Below are 18,949 nucleotides of genomic sequence, written 5' to 3'. Positions count from 1 at the left end.
GTTTTTTATATGTGTAAAATATCTATACTAATTCACAGGAGATTACATACCAACCCTTCTTTTTGTAAGCGTAAAATAGTCCCCACCTATTATTCAGATGGGGACTCTGCTATACTTGTTTTGATTTACAGTATTTAGGTAAGGTAGATGACCAAGGCAATAAAGAATCTAAAACTTCAGAATCATTTATATCAACATTTGGAAACTGCTCAAATAAGTATTTTAAGTATTCAAAAGGATTAAGATCATTTTCCTTTGCAGTTTCAATAATACTATAAGTAACTGCACTTGCCTTTGCTCCCTGCGGAGTATTGGCGAACAGCCAATTTTTTCTCCCAATGACAAATGGCTTTATTGCCCTTTCGGCGCGGTTATTGCTAAGTTCCAGCCTGCCATCTTTGAGTATACTCATCAGTTTATCCTTCTGATTGAATGAGTAATTGACAGCTTTCCCGTAACTTGATTTGGGTAGTGCAAGAGCGTGTTCCTTTTCAATCCATGAGAAATAAGCCTCTAGCATTGGTTTAAGTTTGCTAAGGCGTTCATCATACCGGTCTTCAGATGACAAACTTGATAGTTCTTCCTCAAGCTTAAACATTTCATCAATATATTTGACTCCTTGATAAGCAGAGGTATACATGTAGCTTTCTTTATCAGTCACTGCCTTTAAGGTATCAGTGAAATACCTCCTTGCATGTGCGAAGCACGCTACGAGAGTAACTTCCATGGCACCGCCGGCTTTGGAATCTTTCAAAAGTTTGTCATAACCGTCATAGGCATCAACATGAAGATAACCCTTAAATCCATTTAAGAAGGTTTTGGCATTATCTCCTGCCCTTGATGGCTGATAATCGTATAGAACAATAGGATCATGCCCATTGCCTGTACGGTACATCCACATATAAGACCTTGTTGTGGCCTCACGGCCCGGCTCATTGAGAACTTCTAGTTCTGTTTCGTCCGCATGAGCTACATCATAGTCCGTAAGGTATTTACGTAGACGCAGGTACAAAGGATTCAGCCAATCTTGTGCAGCCCGAATAATCCAGTTAGCCATGTTTTGACGGTTAACTGGTAAACCACGCCGCTTGTATTCTTGTTCCTGCCTATAAAGAGGAGTAGCATCTACATATTTCCTAGTCATGATATATGCTATTATAGAAGAGGATGCTATACTTCCCTTAATGACAGGCTTAGGGGTTGGCGCCGAAATCATTGGGACAGTTATATCTTCCTTTTCACATTTCCGACAGGAATAAATCATGCTGTGGATTTCTTTTACGATAATTTGTGCCGGGATGACCTCCAGCTCTCTGCGGATTTCGGAACGCACCTCATGGAGTTGACCGCCACATTGAGAACAAACCTGTTCTTCAGCTGAGAGCTTATATTCAACTATTTGCTTAGGAAGATCTGAAAGATCTTTTTCACGTTTTCCTTTAAGCTTTTTAGCCTTGGATGAAGATTGTTGTTGCTTTGCACAATCATCTAAATTAGGCTCAGCAGTAAAAGGCTGTCGCTCACTTTCAGCCTCGTTAAATATTGGCATGTTAATCTGACCATCTATATTCTTTTCACTGGATTTACCAAATAGTCTCTGCTTGTTGAGCTTGTATTGCTCTTCATACCATTTTAGTCTAAGCTCAGCCTGCTCCTTTTCAATGCTGAGTTTTATGAAGGCATCCTCTAGCTCTTTACGACTGTAATTCTCTAAGTTAAATGATTTTACTTCTGTTTTACTCATACTTATATTATACACTTTTCATACAAAATTATCAAGAAAAAAAGTCGTAAAAAGCTAGTGTTTTCAACGGTTTTAGAAGTTTTAAAGAGTTGGAAATTATCCACTTTTTGATTGAATTTTTTAGGGTTATCCACAAAAAATCAAATGATTTTTCTCTGCATAATATCACGATGTACTCCCTTTTGGTTAATATCCAGTCCATCTAAAAGCCAGCGGAGCTCCCGCTCCGTTACATGTATAACTTTGTCTTTAGAATTATTAGGCCACTTAAAGCGACCTTTTTCCAAACGGCGATAGTAAAGCCAGAATCCATTCCGCTCCCAATAGAGCAACTTGAGTTTGTCGCGTTTAGCGTTGCAGAATACAAAAAGTGCATCAGAGAATGGATCTAACTTAAAATTCATCTGAACGATGATGGCGAGACCGTCAATAGATTTTCTCATATCAGTACTTCCAGCAGCCAAAAATACATTAGAAGTCTGCTTTAGGTTTAACATAAAGTTAATAGGGATTGGACAACATCTGCAAAGAGTTCTTTATCGAAGTCTTGCGAAACTGAAATTTCAGCCTTACCGACTTTTACAGTAATAGATGTTGTTGTTATAGATAAATTTGTTTTTACTGAAACCCACTGCTGTCTTGGTTCTTCTTTAAACTCTGCTTTGTTGAATTTGTTAATCCAATAGCGTAATTTGTGTATACTCAATTGTTTTTGCTGACACCATACCGGCCCGGTAAGGCCGCTAGATCTATAATCAGCAATGAGCTGCTGCCAATCTTCCATATTTAATTTTGTCAATAAAAACACCTCCGGAATTTTATTCTAGAGGTATTATCTCACAAGATTTATATTCATAAAATGTGTGGACAGTTTGACGCTTACTCTATACTAATTCACAGGAGATTACATACCAACCCTTCTTTTTGTATAAGATCTCATAGTCATTAAAGATCTCATTAACCTTTTCAATACTGCTTTCAGCTCCATGTTTCTTATTGATTACAAAAATAAATTTTCCATGTTTATTTAAATGTTGATATGAATCCTCATACAATTTAAAAATTGTTTTTTTTCCTGCCCTTATGGGAGGATTTAAAATTATAAAATCAAACTTATCACTAATATTAGAAAAACCATCAGACTGAATAATGGATATATTATTTAGTCCGTTATTTTTACAGTTCAGCGCTGCCAGTTCTAAAGCCCTTTCATTAATATCAGCCATGGTAAGGTCAATATCATTGGTCATTTTGAGGGATATGCCAATACAGCCGTAACCGCAGCCCAAGTCTAGAACTTTACCCCTTAACTCCGGTAGATTATTAAGTAATATTGTAGTCCCTTCATCAACATGATTCTTTGAAAACACACCTGAATCCGTAGTAAACTTAAAGTCCCTGTTTTTATAGTGAAAGTTAATAGTTTTATAATTATGAGTTAATGATTCATCGTTAATAAAATAGTGCCCCATATTCCTATTCTCCTATAAATTAAAGTTTTTTATTAAAAATTGAAAATGAACGTGAAAATATTTCAAATAATTATATTTCAATAGCCCTCTAATGTCAATAATTATTGAGAAATGTTGCAGCTAAACAATGACATAAAGTAATAGAGATTCTAACATGATGTTGAGTATAATCATTGGATACATATGTATGTTAAATCTATGTTAAATACGTAAAAAGTCACTTTGTAAATATTAATTTTGTGTTAAGATATATTAGAGGTTTTTTTGACATATAACAATTCATAATGTCGAATATGAAACTTATATGGGGGGATTTAATTGGACATTACAAAAATGATTATAACGTTAATTGGCGGCTTGGGATTGTTCCTTTTTGGAATGAAGATGATGGGCGATGGTCTTGAAAATGCTGCAGGTGAAAAGTTAAAAGGTATATTGGAAAAGGTTACTTCTAATCCCATCGTAGCAGTATTAGTCGGTACTGTTGTGACCATGATAATTCAAAGCAGTAGTGCTACTACAGTTATGGTTGTGGGCTTTGTTAATGCTGGACTTATGAATTTGATGCAAGCTGCAGGAGTTATAATGGGTGCTAATATTGGAACAACTATCACAGCACAGCTTGTATCACTAAAACTAACAGATGTAGCTCCAATTTTTATTGGGGCAGGTACAGTTATTGTACTATTTTCAAAAGGCAAAAAGAACAGAGAGATTGGGAACATAGTTTTAGGCTTTGGTATATTATTTTTAGGTATGGACCTAATGGGGGATTCAATGGCACCATTGAAAGAATCAGAAGGCTTTAAATCCATGATGAATGTTATTTCAAACAGCTGGATACTTGCTTTGGGCGTAGGACTTTTAATGACTAGTATTATACAAAGTTCATCAGCAACCACAGGAATATTAATCGCTTTAGCGGGAACTGGTGCAGTGCCGCTATCTGCTGCAATACCATTTGTTTTTGGATGTAATATTGGAACCTGTGTGACTGCATTGCTGGCAAGTATTGGTACTTCAAAGAGCGCAAGGAAAGCTGCCTTGATACACGTAACTTTTAATTTAATTGGTACCATAATATTTATTCCTCTTAGATTTCAACTGGCAGAGATAGCACAATGGATTAATCCAGGTAATACTCCTGGGGCTATTACAAGACAAATTGCAAATGTGCATACTATATTTAATATAGTAAACACAATGATTTTAGTCTGGTTTATAAAGTATCTTGTTGTGTTTGTTAATAAGCTCATACCTGGTGAGGACGAAAAAGAGCATCTTGGTACTAAATATATAGATGATAGATTATTAGAAACGCCTGTAATAGCCGTAGGGCAGATGGTTAAGGAAACAATAAGAATGGCTAATAAGGCGAAAGAGAATCTGGAAATCGCAATGAAAGCCTTTGAAGGTAATGACGAAAATCTGATAAATAAGGTTTATGAAAACGAAAAGTTAATCAACATACTAGAGCATGATATTACAAATTATCTGGTAAAATTATCTAATACGGAGCTTTCAGAAGAACAGCTTAAAATAGTAACATCTACCTTCCATGTAGTAAATGATGTGGAGAGAATCGGTGATCATGCAGAAAATATTGCGGATTTAACAACCGAGAAAATTGTAAAAAAATTAAACTTTTCAAATGAGGGATTAGAAGATTTAAGGAATATGTACAAATATACTATAAATGCTCTACAGGCTAGTATTGAAAGCTATGAAAATCACGATATTAAGAAAGCAGAGAGCGTAGCATCTATAGAGGAAAGAATTGATACTCTTGAGAAGGAATATAGAGCAGGACATATAAGAAGATTGAATGCAGGCTTATGCAGTGCTTATACGGGAGCTATATTCTTAGACCTTATTAGTAACTTTGAAAGAATTGGTGACCATGCTACAAATATAGCAGAAAGTGTTCTGCAAGCATAGTCATTAAAAAGGGCACCTGACCTATATAGATAGGAAGGGTGCTTTTGGCTATAATAGCAATAGTAAAAAATGTTGTCTTGGATATAATATAAAATACTATTGAATGTATCCAGGAGGTTATAATGTATACAAGGTGGTTATTACAACTATTCTTAATTATGGCGTTTTTACTTTTATTTACAATCTACCCCATGGCAAATATAAATAATACAACTGATAAATCGAATAAATTAATATTAATAGATCCAGGCCATGGTGGAGTTGATGGAGGAGCAGTAGGCAAAGATGGAACCTTAGAAAAAGACCTAAATCTCATTATAGGCAAAACTCTCAAGGGCGAATTACTTAAAGAAGGCTATAAGATAGTGATGTCTAGAGAAGATGACAGAAGTCTCTGTACCGAAGGCGGAACTATAAGAAAGAAGAAACTGGAGGATCTAGACAACAGGCAAAAACTTATCAGAAAAAGTAATTGTGACATGTTTTTAAGCGTTCACTTAAATTCTTTCCCACAGCAGCAATATTATGGTGCCCAGATATGGTATGCAGCTAATAAAAAAAGTGAGAACTTTGGTATACTTATGCAGAACACTCTAAGAGAGGACTTGGATGTAAATAATAAAAGAAAGGCTAAAAATGCCAAGGATGATTTCATAATATTAAGGAATTGTCCTGATATACCGGCAATAATAATTGAATGTGGATTTCTATCAAACCCTGCAGAAGCTAAAAAACTAAAAGACCCAGACTATCAGAAGAAAATTGCACAATCTATTGTCAGGGCCGTTAATGTGTATTTTGAAAAAGAAATGTAGAAACAACTAATTAGTAACATGCTGCGATAAAAAACGATATATTACCCGGGTAATATATCGTTTTTTGTAAAAATATAATATTATTAAGATTATTCAGCCATACAGTGGGGACATTTTTTGTAAACAGGATGATCTAAGAATAAAGAGCCTTCATTTAATGAACTATAGGCTTCAATTAATTCTTTATCGATATTATCAATATTACAAGCAGGAGTTTCATTTTTCAGGTCATGGAGCAAATTAGTGCTGTTATCATAGGCATATCTCTTATAAAAAAATGGATATGTACTTCTAATCATTTAACCACCTCGCAGAATCTACTTTTCTTAAATTCTATCATAATAATAAATTAAAGGAAACAGGTCAATCCTCACTGATAGTAATCCACTAGGTTTTGAAAAATCTTCTTAGTAATTGTTATCACCTCTGAAAATATTACTACTAATTTATTTATTATATAGTATAATTATGCTATCAAAAGTTCTAGGGGGTATAGCCGGTGAGAGAGATAAATATTTCGGAGATTATTGAGGTAGTTAAGAGACTATGTATTGAAGCAAATTACAATATATCTGAAGATATACAAAGCGGACTGGATAAGGCCATGGACGTGGAAGAGGAAGAGTTACCAAAGGACATATTAAATAAAATATTGCTAAATTCTAAAATAGCCAGGGAAGAGGCGATTCCTATGTGTCAGGATACAGGAATGGCCTGCGTGTTTGTTGAGCTTGGCCAGGATGTGCATATCTGCGGTGGCAGCTTGGAAGAGGCAATAAATGAAGGTGTAAGAAGAGGGTATGAGGAAGGGTATTTGAGAAAGTCTGTAGTAAAGGATCCTATTCATAGGGTAAATACAAGGGATAATACACCGGCTATTATCAATTACGAGATAAAGCCTGGAGATAAGCTTAAAATAACTGTTGCACCTAAAGGGTTCGGCTCAGAGAATATGAGTCAGCTAAAAATGCTGAAGCCTTCAGATGGCATAGAAGGGGTTAAAGACTTTGTTTTAAAGACTGTTATCGAAGCCGGCTCAAATCCTTGTCCGCCTATAGTTGTGGGAGTAGGTATAGGTGGGACCTTTGATAGAGCTGCATTGCTTGCAAAAAAGGCCTTGTTGAGACCCATTGATAAAAGAAATGCCGACAGCTATTATGAAAGCATAGAAAGAGAATTGTTGAAACGGATAAACGAAACCAATATAGGACCACAGGGCTTTGGTGGAGTTACCACTGCATTGGCAGTTAATATAGAAACCTACCCTACTCATATAGCAGGACTGCCTGTTGCTGTAAATATAAACTGCCATGCTACAAGACATGCTGAAGCTGAAATATAATGGGGGGACCAGTATGATAAAAAATATTATTACACCTTTTACAACTAAAGATGCAGAAGCTTTAAACTGTGGTGACAGCGTATATATTTCAGGAACTATATATACCGCCAGAGACGCAGCACATAAGAAGATGATAGAGCTATTAGATAAAGGGGAAAGCCTACCTTTTGATATACAGGACACCATAATATACTATGTGGGACCAACCCCTGCTAGACCCGGAATGATAATGGGGTCTGCAGGACCTACTACCAGCGGCAGGATGGATGCCTATACTCCTAAACTATTGGACCTGGGGCTTAGAGGGATGATAGGAAAAGGTTCCAGAGACAAAAGGGTGGTAGAGGCGATGATTAAGAATAAGGCTGTTTATTTTGCTGCCATTGGCGGTGCCGGGGCCCTTATCAGTAAATCAATTAAGAGTGCAGAGCTTGTAGCTTATGAGGAATTGGGAACAGAGGCTGTTATGAAACTTCAGGTTGATAACTTTCCCGCAATTGTAGCAATAGACTGTAGAGGAAACTGCATATACAAGGAGTAATTAATATTGAATTAATTCAAAAAAAACTGCGTTTAAGCGCAGTTTTTTATGTTACAACAGCTGTAATTTAACTAGTTTACCTTTTATTGGATATGGGTGTAAGTATGAAGGTGAGTTGATTGTTTCTCATTTTAACATCTTTAATATCCAGCCAGCCTATAGAGGTGAGCATTATCTCTTTGATGTTTACAGACAATAAATTATTATCTAGGGAAAGGGTGCTCTTATCCAATCCTTCAAAATTTATATTATTTACTATTGCTTGTATTACCTTTGTCGGATAGTTAGTGTAAACTTCGAATTTTATAATGCCCTTGTTGAATGAGTGATAAGCCAAGGATACAGGTATATCAGGAAAAAGTTTTGATACGGAAATGAGAAGCTTTATTTTATTTTTATCTACCAATTCTACTTCTTTCAATTTATCTGAAGCACCGGAAAGTGTGGTTCTTAATACAACAACTACTTCCGACATAGACATTGTTAACTCTGCCATGGTTACCCTCCTTGAAATGTATAATATGAGCAAATACTTTAATATATAAATATGCTATAATATACTAGGTTATATCTGATATGTTGAGGAGGAAACTTTAATGACAAACCTAAGGATAAGCTACTTTGATTTTAGAGAAAAGAAAACTGTATATGCAAAGAGAGCAATAATCATATTACTATCGAGTTTATTGTTTTCCATATCTATTAATCTATTTCTTGCTCCGAATAAATTTCTAAGTGGAGGAGTTTCAGGTATTGCGCTTATTCTCCAGTATGTGACTGGAATAAGTGCTGGTTATAGTGTTATCTTAATAAACATTCCATTGCTCATATTAAGTCTTAAGAAGCTGGATAAGGAGTTTACTTTCTTAACGGCCTTAGGTATTGTTTCACAGTCAGTCTTTCTAATACTTACCAAAGGGATTTCGAAATACTATCAAACCAATGATCTGCTGCTAGTCAGTATATGTGCCGGAGTAATCAATGGGTTTGCCTTAGGAAATATATTTAAGTGCCATGGTTCACTTGGTGGAACTGATATCATTACTATGATAGTAAGAAGAAAAGCTAACTTTAATTTGGGAAAGGCTTCTTTTGCAATAAATCTTGTTATAGTTTCAATAGGTTCACTTATTTTTGGAGTGGAAAAGGGAATATATACTTTAATTGCAATGTACATAAACTCTTCTGTTATAGATCAGGTTATAAAGGGTTTCAATAAGAAGAATTTAGTTTTCATAGTAACCTCAAAGGAAGAACTAATTATAGATAGAATAACCCATGATTTAAGAAGAAGCGCCACAATACTGAAAGGAAAGGGAGCTTATTCGAAAATGGAAAAGACAGTAATATATTGTGTTGTGGCTACATCGCAAATTCCACGAATTAAGCAGATAGTAGAAAAGACCGATGGGGGAGCCTTTATGTCCATCTTAGATGCCTCTCAGGTACAGGGTAGAGGCTTTGATCATCCTATTTAATAAAATGAAATATCCTATAAGAAAATTGGTGACTTTCTAAAAAAAGCTTCCGTATATATAGATGTAAGGACGCCGCGGTGAAAGGGGTAAAGATAATGGATGAAGATATAAAATTGGTCAAATCCGTTTTAAATGGAAATATAGATAGTTTTAACATAATAGTCAATAAGTATGAAACTATGATTTTAAAATTTATATATAATATATTGAGAGATAAAGAGGCCTCAGAAGATATATCTCAAGAAGTTTTTATTACAGTATATAATAAGCTGTATATGTATAATACAAGCTACAAATTTTCTAACTGGATTCTTCAGATAGCCAGAAATAAATGTATTGACTATATCAGAAAATATAAAAGGGTGTATGAGTCAAATCTTGACGATATAAAAGAAGTTGCCAGCAATGAAATGTCACCTGAACAGACTGCTGAGTTTAAAGAGACCAAGGAAACTGTTTTAAATTTCATCAAGGAGCTTAGTGAAACGGACAGACAGATAATAATATTAAGATATACTCAAAACCTAACTTTTTATGATATAGGTGAGATACTGAATATTAGTGAATCTGCCGTTAAAAGAAGGTACTATAAGCTAAGAGATAAATTTAAAGAAAATTCTAAAGTAAAGGAAAAGAGGTGGAGAGTATGAATTGCAAAATTTTCATGAAAAAGCTGCCGGAGCTTATTGACAACACCTTGATATACGATATGAAAGAAGCTATGGAAAAGCATATGAGTACTTGTCCAGAATGCAGAGCGTCTTATGAAGCAGAGAAAAGTCTTGATGAAATGTTTGCAAATGCTCTGCAGTTTGAAGATATTAAATTTAACAGCTCCAGGGCAGAAATAATGAGAGGCATAGATAAAAATAGATATGGTAAAGGTCCGCTTAAGAAGATGAAGTACAGCATGAAAAAGTTTCGCTGGCAAATTGTTTCTACTGCCGCAATATTAGTTATTGGAATAGTCTCTGCACCTCTTATAATGGACTTTAACTCTCAAAGAGATAATTCTGACCAGTATATGACAGAGTATGCAAGAATAGAGGGTGTACAGGAGAGTAGTGAAGCCCCAAGTATGAAGGAAGCTGATAGAGTACAGAATGATTTTAGTAACGTTAAAATGGGTATAACAGCTTCATTAAATAATCCAGAAAGCTATGATGCTACAGAAAAAGTAAATCAAGTATATATGCCAGTGTTCGAAAAAATTGCTATCAACAAAATTGAGGAACCTAAATTGGCTACAGCATGGAAAAAGTCACCTGACGGAAGTCTAGACATAACTATAAGCGGAAAAGGTGCAAATGCTTCAGAAGAAGGGGTAGCGGACTTGGTGGTTTCTAGAAAACAGGACTCAGCCCTTTGGAAGTTAAGTCTTGCCGATAATAAAGTAAAACAGTTTACTCCAATGTTTGTTGAATGGTTTGATAATGAGAATGTGCTTACTGTTGTCGGCTATGGATATGGAACGGTAACAGCTGGTGGGGACCTGATATTCTTAAATGTAAATACAGGAACAGCTTTCAATGTATATCCTGAAAATTCTATGGACTATAAGAACCAGGTAGTTAATGTGGTGAAGAAAGATGATACCATAGAATTAACCCTAAGACTTTATGAAGACGACAGTATGACATCCTATAAGGAAGAAAAAAGGGTATTTAATTATAAAGAAGATGAAACTAACGGATTGGTACTGACCGAAGTTAGTCGAATACCGCAAAATTAGTTCTAAGAGGCTTAATGCCTCTTTATTTTTTTTCTTATAAAGCGTATTATTATATAAAGAATAATGTAAAATATTATGAATTTTCGGTGATAAAATGGATGTGAGTACAAAATACTATAAGAAGGCAGTAACATACTACAATGAAGCTCAGATGGAAAAGGCACTTTATTTCTGTGAAAAAAGTATATCAAACAGTCTCAAAAGTGCTGCAGCCATTAACCTAAAGGGCTTATTGCTATATTTAAAAGGAGAGCTGACAGAGGCAGAAGCGCTTTGGAAAATAAACCATGACTATAATAAAGATCAAGTAGCGAAAAAGTACTTAGAGAACTTAGAAAAGGATAAGGAATTATTAAGACTGTATACAAAGGCTCAAGAAGCAATGGCACATATGGATTTTAAGGATGCATTAGTACTATTGCAGCAGTGTGCAAAAAGTGATTTTAATGCAATTGGTGTAAATAATGCTCTGTCTACAGTTTACATCCAACTAGGTCGGTATGAAGAAGCTAAAGAATGCATCAGAAAAGTAACTGCCATTGATAAATATGATAAAGTTTCAAGAGAGAATACAAATCTCCTAATAGAATATAGGGTAATAGGTAAAACACAAAAAAGGAAGTTTATTTTTGGAACCAGTGTAATTGCTTTAGCACTAATGGTTTGGATAGGGAACCGGGCATTAAATAAAGATGGCAGAAATTTTGAAGTGGACAGTCAAAATAATATAGTTCTAAAAGAAGATACCTCATTACCATCAAATGATGAAGGGGAGATGGTAATTGAAGAAACTCCTATAGTGGAGGAGACTCCTGTAATAGAAGAAATACCAATAGAAGAAAAGGAGGTATATACCTTTCCTAGAACAGAGCTTAAGAATGCAGTGGACAGTAAAAACTATGAGGGATTAGATGAGCTTTTGAAAGATGTTATCTATGATGAGCTATCCGGTGAAGATAAGGCCGTATATATTAAAGCTAAGCAGCTATTAATTGATGAGGGAGTTGCCTACTTTTATAATAAGGGGAGAGAGCAGCACGTAGAGAAAAAGTATGAGGAAGCTCTCAGATATTACAGCAGGGCAGAAGCTTATTCGGAGGCAGTTCACCTAAATGCAGATATATTATACATGACCGGTGACTGCTATGAAAGTCTAGGTAATATAGAGAGGGCTACAGACTACTACAATAAGTATTTGAGTCTATATTCTGCTTATGGTTATGAGGATACTGCATTGTATAAGTTAGCCCTGATATACAAAGACATCGATATTAACTTGGCTAAAAAGTATGCCTCCGAAATAGTAAATAACTACAAAAAATCCATATATAATAATTCAGTGATTAAGTCTATAGCTAATTTAAAATAAATTCATTGGATTTTTAGCTGATGTGGAATTGAAGAATAATATTAGACAAATAATATTGTCGGGGTGATTACTTTGATAATAATAAAAAATGCAGAAGTTTATGCTCCGGAATATTTGGGTAAAAAATCTATACTTTTAGCCGGAGGAACTATAGAAGGAGTCTATGACAATTTAGCCATACCGGAAGATTTTCCTGATATTGAGGTTATTGATGGAGAGGGAAAGCTGATTTTTCCTGGTTTTATAGATTCTCACGTGCACATAATAGGCGGTGGAGGGGAAGGCGGTTTTAGAACCAGGACTCCTGAAATACAGTTATCTGAGCTGATTGAGGGTGGTATTACCACTGTGGTAGGCTGCTTAGGTACAGATTCAGTGTGCAGAAACATGAAAACTCTCTTAGCTAAAGCCCATGGACTTGAGGAGGAGGGAATTACAGCCTACATATTATCTGGATCCTATCAAATACCGGTAGTGTCTATCACAGGAAAGGCTTCAGAGGACATTATGCTTATAGAAAAGGTAATTGGATTAGGAGAACTGGCCTTGGCAGATCACCGTTCTTCACAACCTACTTACGAAGAATTTCTTAGAATAGTTGCAGAAGCTAGGGTTGCAGGCCTATTATCAGGAAAATGCGGTATAGTAAATATTCATATTGGTAATGGCAGAAATGGAGTTAAATATTTAATGAAAATGCTGGAGGAGACAGAGATAACTGCCAAACAAGTTTTACCTACCCATATAAACAGGTCCAGAACCTTGCTTGATATGGGGGCAAAATATGCAGCTATGGGAGGTATTATAGACTTAACCACCAGCTTTGACCCGGATCATTTAGAAGATGATGAAGTCAGGGCAGGGGAAGCTTTGAAGCTACTGCTGGACTATGGAGTGGATATTGCAAACATACAATTTACTTCTGATGGGCATGGAAGTCTTCCTAAATTTAATGATGAGGGTGAATTTGCCGGTCTTGGAATAGGCTCTGTACAATCATTGTATGATGAGGTAAAAGAGGCTATATTAACATATGATGTTGATATGGAGCAGGCATTAAAGGTAATTACCTCTAATGTGGCAGACAACCTAAAGCTTGACAATAAAGGTAGGGTGCATAAGGGCAAGGATGCAGACCTCGTTATTGTAGATAAAAACACTCTAAATATAGAGGGGGTTATAGCTAAAGGTAAAAAGCTTATGATGAACGGTGAAATTTTGGTAAAGGGAACCTTTGAAGATTAGATTATTTTAAAATGGTGCAGTAAGTTACTGCACCATTTTATATTTAAGCAGCTTGAAGAAAGGATTTATAAAATATATTTTAGGGGACAAGATTGTAAAGTGAATATTATAAGTTATTAATGGCAATCTTCATACATATACTTATTACAGCATTTACCAATGCAATATTTTATGCTGGGCGGGAGAGGTATGTATGAAAGCAAAGCTGTTAAGAGTATTTATTTTTTTGTTCATATTACTTGGTCTTGGGTTAGTAACGAAGTATATTGTAATAAATGGAGATGCAAGTGAAAGCATCCTTGATACTGTATATAATTTTGATGAAGCGGTATTCAATAATTCCGTACCATATATAAGTTCCGAACCTACGGAAAACTTACCGGTTGTAGAAGAGGTACCGGAAAAGGAAATAATATTTGCCCCAGATGCCAGTGCTGAAATTGAGAACTACAACTTTACATATTCAGTTATAAGTCAAACCCTTCAGAGAGAAGAAGCTGGTTTTGACAGTTCTGAACCCTATTCAGATGTAGAGGGGGTCACTTGCTTCAGAGGTAATAACCTTAGGGACGGAGGAAGCTTTGGGAATATAGATCTAAAGGAAGAAAAGTTAGAAAAGCTTTGGGAGGTTAATATTGGGGCCATAGACAGCTGGACAGGAGTGGGCTGGAACGGTCAGCCTGCCATAGTGAAGTGGTCAGAAGAGATAAAAAAGGAAATGAATTTATATGAAGAGAAAAAGAATAAGAAGGATTTAACAGAAGTAATATATGCTGCACTGGATGGATATGTGCACTTTTTAGATTTAGAGGATGGAAAGGCAACAAGAGATAAATTATGGATAGGAGCGCCTATAAAGGGAAGTTTGACTGTAGATCCACGAGGATTACCACTGTTGTATGTCGGTCAGGGGATAGATAAAAGAGGAAGCCAGCATGTTAGCTTTGCATACAGAATTTTCAGCCTGATAGATTTTAGTAAGTTATACGAAATAAAAGGTATGGATGACTTTGCTGTTAGAAAGTGGTGGGCCTTTGATTCTACAAGTTTAATAGATAAGAGCAATGACTTTTTCTATATATGCGGTGAGAATGGACTATTTTATTCCGGTAAGTTGAACACCAACTATGAAAATGGAAAGGTCACTATAAGCCCTCAAATAGATAAATATAAATATTCAACGAATAAAACTAAGGAGAGGGGCATTGAAAATAGTATAGCAATTTATGAGAATTACGGCTTTTTTGCTGACAATGATGGAATACTGCAATGTTTGGATTTAAGGACGCTGAAACCTGTCTGGGCCAGATATGTCAATGATGATACCGATTCTACCATAGTATTGGAGAGGGACAATGAAGGCCTAAATTTGTATACTGCTTCTGAAGTTGATAATCAGGGTAATGGAGGTTATTCCTTTGTAAGAAAGATAAACGGAGCTACCGGAGGGGTTCTCTGGGAGAATAAGTATAAATGCTACTATGATTCCAATACCAATGGTGGAGCCTTAGCCACACCTATCAGTGGAAAGGAAGAACTAAAGGAGCTTGCAATATTTAATATAGCCAGAACCCCAAATTACAACAGCGGGATTCTTGTAGCCATGAATAAGAATACCGGCGAAGAAGTATGGAAGCTTATCTTAGATAACTACTGCTGGAGTTCGCCCTTGGCACTATATTCAAAAGATGGAAAGGGATATATAGTTCAATGTGATTCGGCAGGAAGAGCATTTCTTATTGAAGGAATCAGCGGCAAAATATTGGATATAATAGATTTGGAGGCTAATGTAGAAGGAACACCGGCGGCCTTTGATGATATTATAGTGGTTGGAACCAGAGGAGGTAAAATAATTGGATTTAAGGTAAAGTAGTTCATTTTTAAGTCCAATTATAAGAGACCTGGGGTTGACACCATATCTAAAACAATTATATAATTATTATATACCTGTACGGGGTATCAAATTATATTGGAGGGATAACAATGAGACAAATTGGAGACAGCACTTTTATAGAAGAAGTTGAAAATTATCAAGGAGTGGCAGTAATAGACTTTTGGGCAGCCTGGTGCGGACCCTGCAAAATGCTTGCACCAATTTTCGAAGAACTTAACAATGAGTTAGGCGATAAAATTAAATTTGCAAAAGTTAATGTTGATGAGAATCCAACAGTAACAAATAAATACAGAATAGCAAGCATACCAACTATACTTATATTTAAAAATGGGACTGTGGCAGAAACTCTTATTGGTTTCAGACCAAAGCAGGAACTAAAAACCCTACTTGAAAAATATGTTTAAAGAGGTGCGGCCTTGGGAAAAAGATATGATGTAGCTATAGTAGGAAGTGGGCCTGCAGGATTATCTGCGGCCGTTAATGCTAAAATCAGAAATAAAGAAATTATCCTTTTCGGTTACAGTGACTTAAGCAATAAGCTTATAAAGGCACCAAAGATAAATAATTACTTAGGATTTCCTAATATCACCGGCCAAGAGTTGAAGGAGAACTTCCAAAGGCATATGGAGGCCATGGATATTGAAATAACTACTGAAAGAATTAATTCCATCTATGCCATGGGAGACTACTTTGTACTGATGGCTAATGAAAAAATGTATGAAGCTAAGGCTGTAATACTGGCTACAGGAATGGAGTACACAAAGCCATTGAAAGGTGAAGCAGAATTTCTCGGTAGAGGAGTTGGTTACTGTGCTACTTGTGATGCTCCTCTATACAAGGGTAAGGTGGTAACGGTAATAGGCTATAATAAGGAAGCTGAAGAAGAGGCCAATTATGTCAGTGAGTTAGCACAAAAACTCTACTATATACCCGTGTATAACGGAGATTATAAATTAAGCGATAAAATTGAAGTGATAAAGGATAAGCCTGTAGAAGTAAAGGGTGAAAATATAGTTACAGTATTGGAATTGGCCAACGGCACATTGAAGACAGATGGGGTGTTTATTTTAAAAGACAGCATATCACCGGGGCAGTTGGTTCCTGGTCTTGAAATGGAAGAGGGACATATTAAGGTGGACAGAAATATGAAGACTAACTTAAAGGGATGCTTTGCTGCAGGTGATTGTATAGGTAAGCCCTATCAATATATAAAAGCAGCAGGAGAAGGGCTCATAGCAGCACTCAGTGCTGTTTCGTATGTTGATTCCATGAGATAGTTAATTAGATGAAATATAGTAATAAGTAAGCGACCATGAGAAATCTTATGGTCGCTTACTTATATTTTAAGGATACCTACGCAAGCTAAAACATAATAAATGCATGGGTATCCTTTTATAAATCCCTTTTATTATTTATTAAGAAATAAAAAATTTGAATTTATATCAGTTAATATTACTTTACTACGAAGAAAATATGGTTTCCAATAGGCTTTACATTACTCTTTTTGACATTTATCATCCACTTAGAAGTAGCAATTCGGGGATTATAAAAGAAAACAGCTGCACCGGTAGGGTCTTTCCCCTTAAGTGCTTCGTATACAGCATCAAAGCATTCCTCTGTGGGAGTTACTGATAATTTCCCGTTTTTAACACAGGAAAAAGCCCCCTTTTGTTTTATTACATCTTCTACAGTATTCGGAAACTCAGGATGAAGCAGTCTGTTTAGTATTACAGAAGCCACAGCAACTTTTCCTTGATATGGTTCTGCATTGCTTTCTGCGAAAACTACTTGAGCCATGAGATAAATGTCATCATCGCTTATTAGTATTTTTTTGTTCTTATAGTTAAATACTTGAGTGGCATCATCCTTGCTGGCCTTAAGGACAGAATCTACATTTGTGCGACACACAACTGCCTCGGTATTTGTATGCCCCCAAAATTCTAATAGCAAAACAAAACTAAAGCCTATTATTAATTTTTTATTCATTTAATACCTCCTTTTGCCTGCGAAGTTAGCTGACGGGTTCGGAAAAGGTGTAACCTACACCGAACTGGTGATTCACCCCAAAATTTGGTTCCTCCGCATTTTAAAGCATAATAATCCTCTAAAATTTAGGCTAATGATATGATGCCCCAATGAGGGAAAAATATTCATATTAAATAAAAATTGCGTCACAACGCAATTTTCTAAATGAGTAATTACTCATTACTCATCACTCATTACTAATTAAAAAAGTGGTTCGCATTTTATTTCTATTACGAACAAAAAGAATCCGGCAGCTACCGGATTCTTTTTCCTTACTTTATGTTTGTGCTTTTAAAGTCAGTAAATTGTTTAAGGAAGTTGTCGTACTTGTCCTGGATACCTAAGAATCTATTGTTTGCATCATAATAGATTTCTGTTAATCTATCATCAGCGAGAGGTTCTTCCGGTTGAAGTTCAGCCTCACCCTTCTCTAGATTTACCGCTGCTATAAAGCTTTGGATGTAGGCATCATAATCCTTAGTTAGCTTCACAAAGCTGTCTCTCAAGGACTTGCAGTTATCCGGAGGTGTAGTGCTTAAGATAGCATTTTGCAGCTGGCTGTTTTTTGAAAGATAGTCTGTTGCAAAGGCAATAACCTCATCATAGGTTGATGAATTATCTCGAGCCTTTCTCAATTCAATAGAGAAGTCTGTTTTCAATGGGATAAACTTATCTACTGATTCGTTTAGCTTATCAATAAAGTCATACATTTGCTTTGTCTTCATATCTGCCTTTTGTTGAGTATCTATCAATTGCTCGGTGTAAAGTTTAAAGGCAGCCAGGAAATCCTGAGCTTCTTTTAATAAAGAAGGGGAAACTCCAGATAAAGAAACTTTTGTATAGTAGCTTTCACAATCATCACGGTACTTTTCAAAGTCCATGAAAGAATCCTTTAAGTCTTTACTGCTTGGATTTCGTAAGATACTGAAGGCTTGCATATACGTCAATTTATTTAATTTTATTCCTTCAAGCAAATCCACATGCATCAATTTAAATTGATCACCTGGGACTTCTGCCTCAACTGACTCTTTTATGGTATCTAACTCTTTTAGTATGTTATCAGAAAGCTGGGTAACAGCCTCAGAGTCAATAACATTATCCTTCAACATCTGGCTTGTACTGCTGTTTAGGCTATTTATTTTTGATATAGCTTGACTCATATTTTTCTCATAGCTATTAAGTGACTTGTCTATTGAAATGTAATATGAAGCAAAAAATGTTCCTCCCAGGATTAAAGCAACTAAAATGGTTATAATAACAGATACTAACGTTTTATTAACTTTTTTCTTTTTAGTTTTCAAGTATGTTCACCGCCCTTTAATTATACATACGTATAGTACAGATATATTTTATC

Annotated in this window: 20 protein-coding genes and 1 riboswitch; of the genes, 12 read left to right on the top strand and 8 right to left on the bottom strand. The window is 35.6% G+C overall.

The genetic code is table 11. From position 1 onward, the window contains the following. Positions 1-109: 109 nt before the first annotated feature. The 4 genes from tnpC to FHY60_RS15220 form a co-directional block, all read right to left on the bottom strand. Positions 110-1,744, bottom strand: coding sequence for an IS66 family transposase (gene tnpC / locus FHY60_RS15235; RefSeq protein WP_139904024.1), 1,635 nt, complete (start codon positions 1,742-1,744; stop codon positions 110-112). A gap of 140 nt (positions 1,745-1,884) precedes the next feature. Continuing rightward, positions 1,885-2,241, bottom strand: a complete 357-nt coding sequence (gene tnpB / locus FHY60_RS15230; protein ID WP_139902289.1) for an IS66 family insertion sequence element accessory protein TnpB — start codon at positions 2,239-2,241, stop codon at positions 1,885-1,887. Continuing rightward, a complete protein-coding gene (gene tnpA, locus FHY60_RS15225; RefSeq protein WP_139902291.1) occupies positions 2,235-2,543 on the bottom strand; it encodes an IS66 family insertion sequence element accessory protein TnpA in 309 nt (102 codons plus the stop codon). Before tnpA ends, tnpB begins: the two co-directional genes overlap by 7 nt. 85 nt (positions 2,544-2,628) lie before the next feature. Next, entirely contained in the window at positions 2,629-3,216 is a 588-nt protein-coding gene (locus FHY60_RS15220; RefSeq protein ID WP_139905837.1) for a class I SAM-dependent methyltransferase, read from the bottom strand. Between the two features lie 318 nt (positions 3,217-3,534). On the opposite strand from FHY60_RS15220, the gene FHY60_RS15215 reads away from it, so the two are divergent. Further along, positions 3,535-5,154 (top strand): Na/Pi cotransporter family protein, encoded by a 1,620-nt coding sequence (locus tag FHY60_RS15215; protein ID WP_139905836.1) that lies wholly within the window; start codon positions 3,535-3,537, stop codon positions 5,152-5,154. 158 nt (positions 5,155-5,312) lie between these two features. Next, positions 5,313-5,969, top strand: a complete 657-nt coding sequence (gene cwlD / locus FHY60_RS15210) for an N-acetylmuramoyl-L-alanine amidase CwlD (RefSeq protein WP_243122164.1) — start codon at positions 5,313-5,315, stop codon at positions 5,967-5,969. An 89-nt stretch (positions 5,970-6,058) separates the two neighbouring features. Here cwlD and FHY60_RS15205 read toward each other — a convergent pair whose 3' ends face one another. Next, positions 6,059-6,268: a hypothetical protein gene (locus tag FHY60_RS15205; RefSeq protein ID WP_139905834.1), complete on the bottom strand. Its 210-nt coding sequence runs from the start codon at positions 6,266-6,268 to the stop codon at positions 6,059-6,061. 200 nt (positions 6,269-6,468) lie between these two features. On the opposite strand from FHY60_RS15205, the gene FHY60_RS15200 reads away from it, so the two are divergent. Both FHY60_RS15200 and FHY60_RS15195 read left to right on the top strand, forming a co-directional pair. Further along, positions 6,469-7,311: a fumarate hydratase gene (locus FHY60_RS15200; protein WP_139905833.1), complete on the top strand. Its 843-nt coding sequence runs from the start codon at positions 6,469-6,471 to the stop codon at positions 7,309-7,311. Positions 7,312-7,324: 13 nt separating this feature from the next. Next, positions 7,325-7,852 (top strand): Fe-S-containing hydro-lyase, encoded by a 528-nt coding sequence (locus tag FHY60_RS15195; RefSeq protein ID WP_139905832.1) that lies wholly within the window; start codon positions 7,325-7,327, stop codon positions 7,850-7,852. Positions 7,853-7,928: 76 nt separating this feature from the next. Here the strand turns inward: FHY60_RS15195 and FHY60_RS15190 are convergent, their stop codons facing one another. Then, positions 7,929-8,348 carry a hypothetical protein gene (locus tag FHY60_RS15190; protein WP_139905831.1) on the bottom strand — a complete coding sequence of 140 codons (420 nt, stop codon included), beginning with the start codon at positions 8,346-8,348 and terminating at the stop codon, positions 7,929-7,931. A 100-nt stretch (positions 8,349-8,448) separates the two neighbouring features. Between FHY60_RS15190 and FHY60_RS15185 the strand changes: the two genes are divergently transcribed. The 8 genes from FHY60_RS15185 to FHY60_RS15150 all read left to right on the top strand — a co-directional run bounded on the left by FHY60_RS15185 (position 8,449) and on the right by FHY60_RS15150 (position 16,847). Continuing rightward, complete coding sequence (locus FHY60_RS15185; protein ID WP_139905830.1) at positions 8,449-9,330, top strand: YitT family protein; 882 nt, start codon at positions 8,449-8,451, stop codon at positions 9,328-9,330. Between the two features lie 95 nt (positions 9,331-9,425). Beyond that, entirely contained in the window at positions 9,426-9,980 is a 555-nt protein-coding gene (locus tag FHY60_RS15180) for an RNA polymerase sigma factor (RefSeq protein WP_139905829.1), read from the top strand. Further along, a complete protein-coding gene (locus tag FHY60_RS15175; protein ID WP_139905828.1) occupies positions 9,977-11,062 on the top strand; it encodes a DUF4652 domain-containing protein in 1,086 nt (361 codons plus the stop codon). Before FHY60_RS15180 ends, FHY60_RS15175 begins: the two co-directional genes overlap by 4 nt. 94 nt (positions 11,063-11,156) lie before the next feature. Next, positions 11,157-12,431: a tetratricopeptide repeat protein gene (locus FHY60_RS15170; protein WP_139905827.1), complete on the top strand. Its 1,275-nt coding sequence runs from the start codon at positions 11,157-11,159 to the stop codon at positions 12,429-12,431. 72 nt (positions 12,432-12,503) lie between these two features. Next, a complete protein-coding gene (iadA, locus tag FHY60_RS15165) occupies positions 12,504-13,676 on the top strand; it encodes a beta-aspartyl-peptidase (protein ID WP_139905826.1) in 1,173 nt (390 codons plus the stop codon). 193 nt (positions 13,677-13,869) lie between these two features. Continuing rightward, entirely contained in the window at positions 13,870-15,549 is a 1,680-nt protein-coding gene (locus tag FHY60_RS15160) for a PQQ-binding-like beta-propeller repeat protein (RefSeq protein WP_139905825.1), read from the top strand. Between the two features lie 110 nt (positions 15,550-15,659). Beyond that, positions 15,660-15,974, top strand: coding sequence for a thioredoxin (gene trxA, locus FHY60_RS15155; protein WP_139905824.1), 315 nt, complete (start codon positions 15,660-15,662; stop codon positions 15,972-15,974). 12 nt (positions 15,975-15,986) lie between these two features. After that, a complete protein-coding gene (locus FHY60_RS15150; RefSeq protein WP_139905823.1) occupies positions 15,987-16,847 on the top strand; it encodes an NAD(P)/FAD-dependent oxidoreductase in 861 nt (286 codons plus the stop codon). 175 nt (positions 16,848-17,022) lie between these two features. Here FHY60_RS15150 and FHY60_RS15145 read toward each other — a convergent pair whose 3' ends face one another. Both FHY60_RS15145 and FHY60_RS15140 read right to left on the bottom strand, forming a co-directional pair. Continuing rightward, positions 17,023-17,556: a cell wall hydrolase gene (locus FHY60_RS15145; RefSeq protein ID WP_139905822.1), complete on the bottom strand. Its 534-nt coding sequence runs from the start codon at positions 17,554-17,556 to the stop codon at positions 17,023-17,025. Continuing rightward, positions 17,556-17,698: riboswitch (cyclic di-AMP (ydaO/yuaA leader) on the bottom strand. Its footprint overlaps the gene before it by 1 nt. 169 nt (positions 17,699-17,867) lie before the next feature. Then, entirely contained in the window at positions 17,868-18,896 is a 1,029-nt protein-coding gene (locus FHY60_RS15140; RefSeq protein ID WP_139905821.1) for a hypothetical protein, read from the bottom strand. Positions 18,897-18,949: the final 53 nt, after the last annotated feature.

This window comes from Clostridium thermarum (genome assembly GCF_006351925.1).
GTDB lineage: Bacteria > Bacillota > Clostridia > Clostridiales > Clostridiaceae > Clostridium_AU > Clostridium_AU thermarum.
The sequence above is the reverse complement of the archived record's forward strand: the minus strand, read 5'-3'. Positions and strand labels throughout refer to the sequence as shown.

What these genes read in the sequence shown, in the direction of transcription:
- tnpC (WP_139904024.1), bottom strand. Translation starts at nt 1,744, where the DNA reads ATGAGTAAAACAGAAGTAAAATCATTTAACTTAGAGAATTACAGTCGT.
- tnpB (WP_139902289.1), bottom strand. Translation starts at nt 2,241, where the DNA reads ATGTTAAACCTAAAGCAGACTTCTAATGTATTTTTGGCTGCTGGAAGT.
- FHY60_RS15220 (WP_139905837.1), bottom strand. Translation starts at nt 3,216, where the DNA reads ATGGGGCACTATTTTATTAACGATGAATCATTAACTCATAATTATAAA.
- cwlD (WP_243122164.1), top strand. Translation starts at nt 5,313, where the DNA reads ATGGCGTTTTTACTTTTATTTACAATCTACCCCATGGCAAATATAAAT.
- FHY60_RS15205 (WP_139905834.1), bottom strand. Translation starts at nt 6,268, where the DNA reads ATGATTAGAAGTACATATCCATTTTTTTATAAGAGATATGCCTATGAT.
- FHY60_RS15195 (WP_139905832.1), top strand. Translation starts at nt 7,325, where the DNA reads ATGATAAAAAATATTATTACACCTTTTACAACTAAAGATGCAGAAGCT.
- FHY60_RS15190 (WP_139905831.1), bottom strand. Translation starts at nt 8,348, where the DNA reads ATGGCAGAGTTAACAATGTCTATGTCGGAAGTAGTTGTTGTATTAAGA.
- FHY60_RS15185 (WP_139905830.1), top strand. Translation starts at nt 8,449, where the DNA reads ATGACAAACCTAAGGATAAGCTACTTTGATTTTAGAGAAAAGAAAACT.
- FHY60_RS15180 (WP_139905829.1), top strand. Translation starts at nt 9,426, where the DNA reads ATGGATGAAGATATAAAATTGGTCAAATCCGTTTTAAATGGAAATATA.
- FHY60_RS15175 (WP_139905828.1), top strand. Translation starts at nt 9,977, where the DNA reads ATGAATTGCAAAATTTTCATGAAAAAGCTGCCGGAGCTTATTGACAAC.
- FHY60_RS15170 (WP_139905827.1), top strand. Translation starts at nt 11,157, where the DNA reads ATGGATGTGAGTACAAAATACTATAAGAAGGCAGTAACATACTACAAT.
- FHY60_RS15160 (WP_139905825.1), top strand. Translation starts at nt 13,870, where the DNA reads ATGAAAGCAAAGCTGTTAAGAGTATTTATTTTTTTGTTCATATTACTT.
- trxA (WP_139905824.1), top strand. Translation starts at nt 15,660, where the DNA reads ATGAGACAAATTGGAGACAGCACTTTTATAGAAGAAGTTGAAAATTAT.
- FHY60_RS15145 (WP_139905822.1), bottom strand. Translation starts at nt 17,556, where the DNA reads ATGAATAAAAAATTAATAATAGGCTTTAGTTTTGTTTTGCTATTAGAA.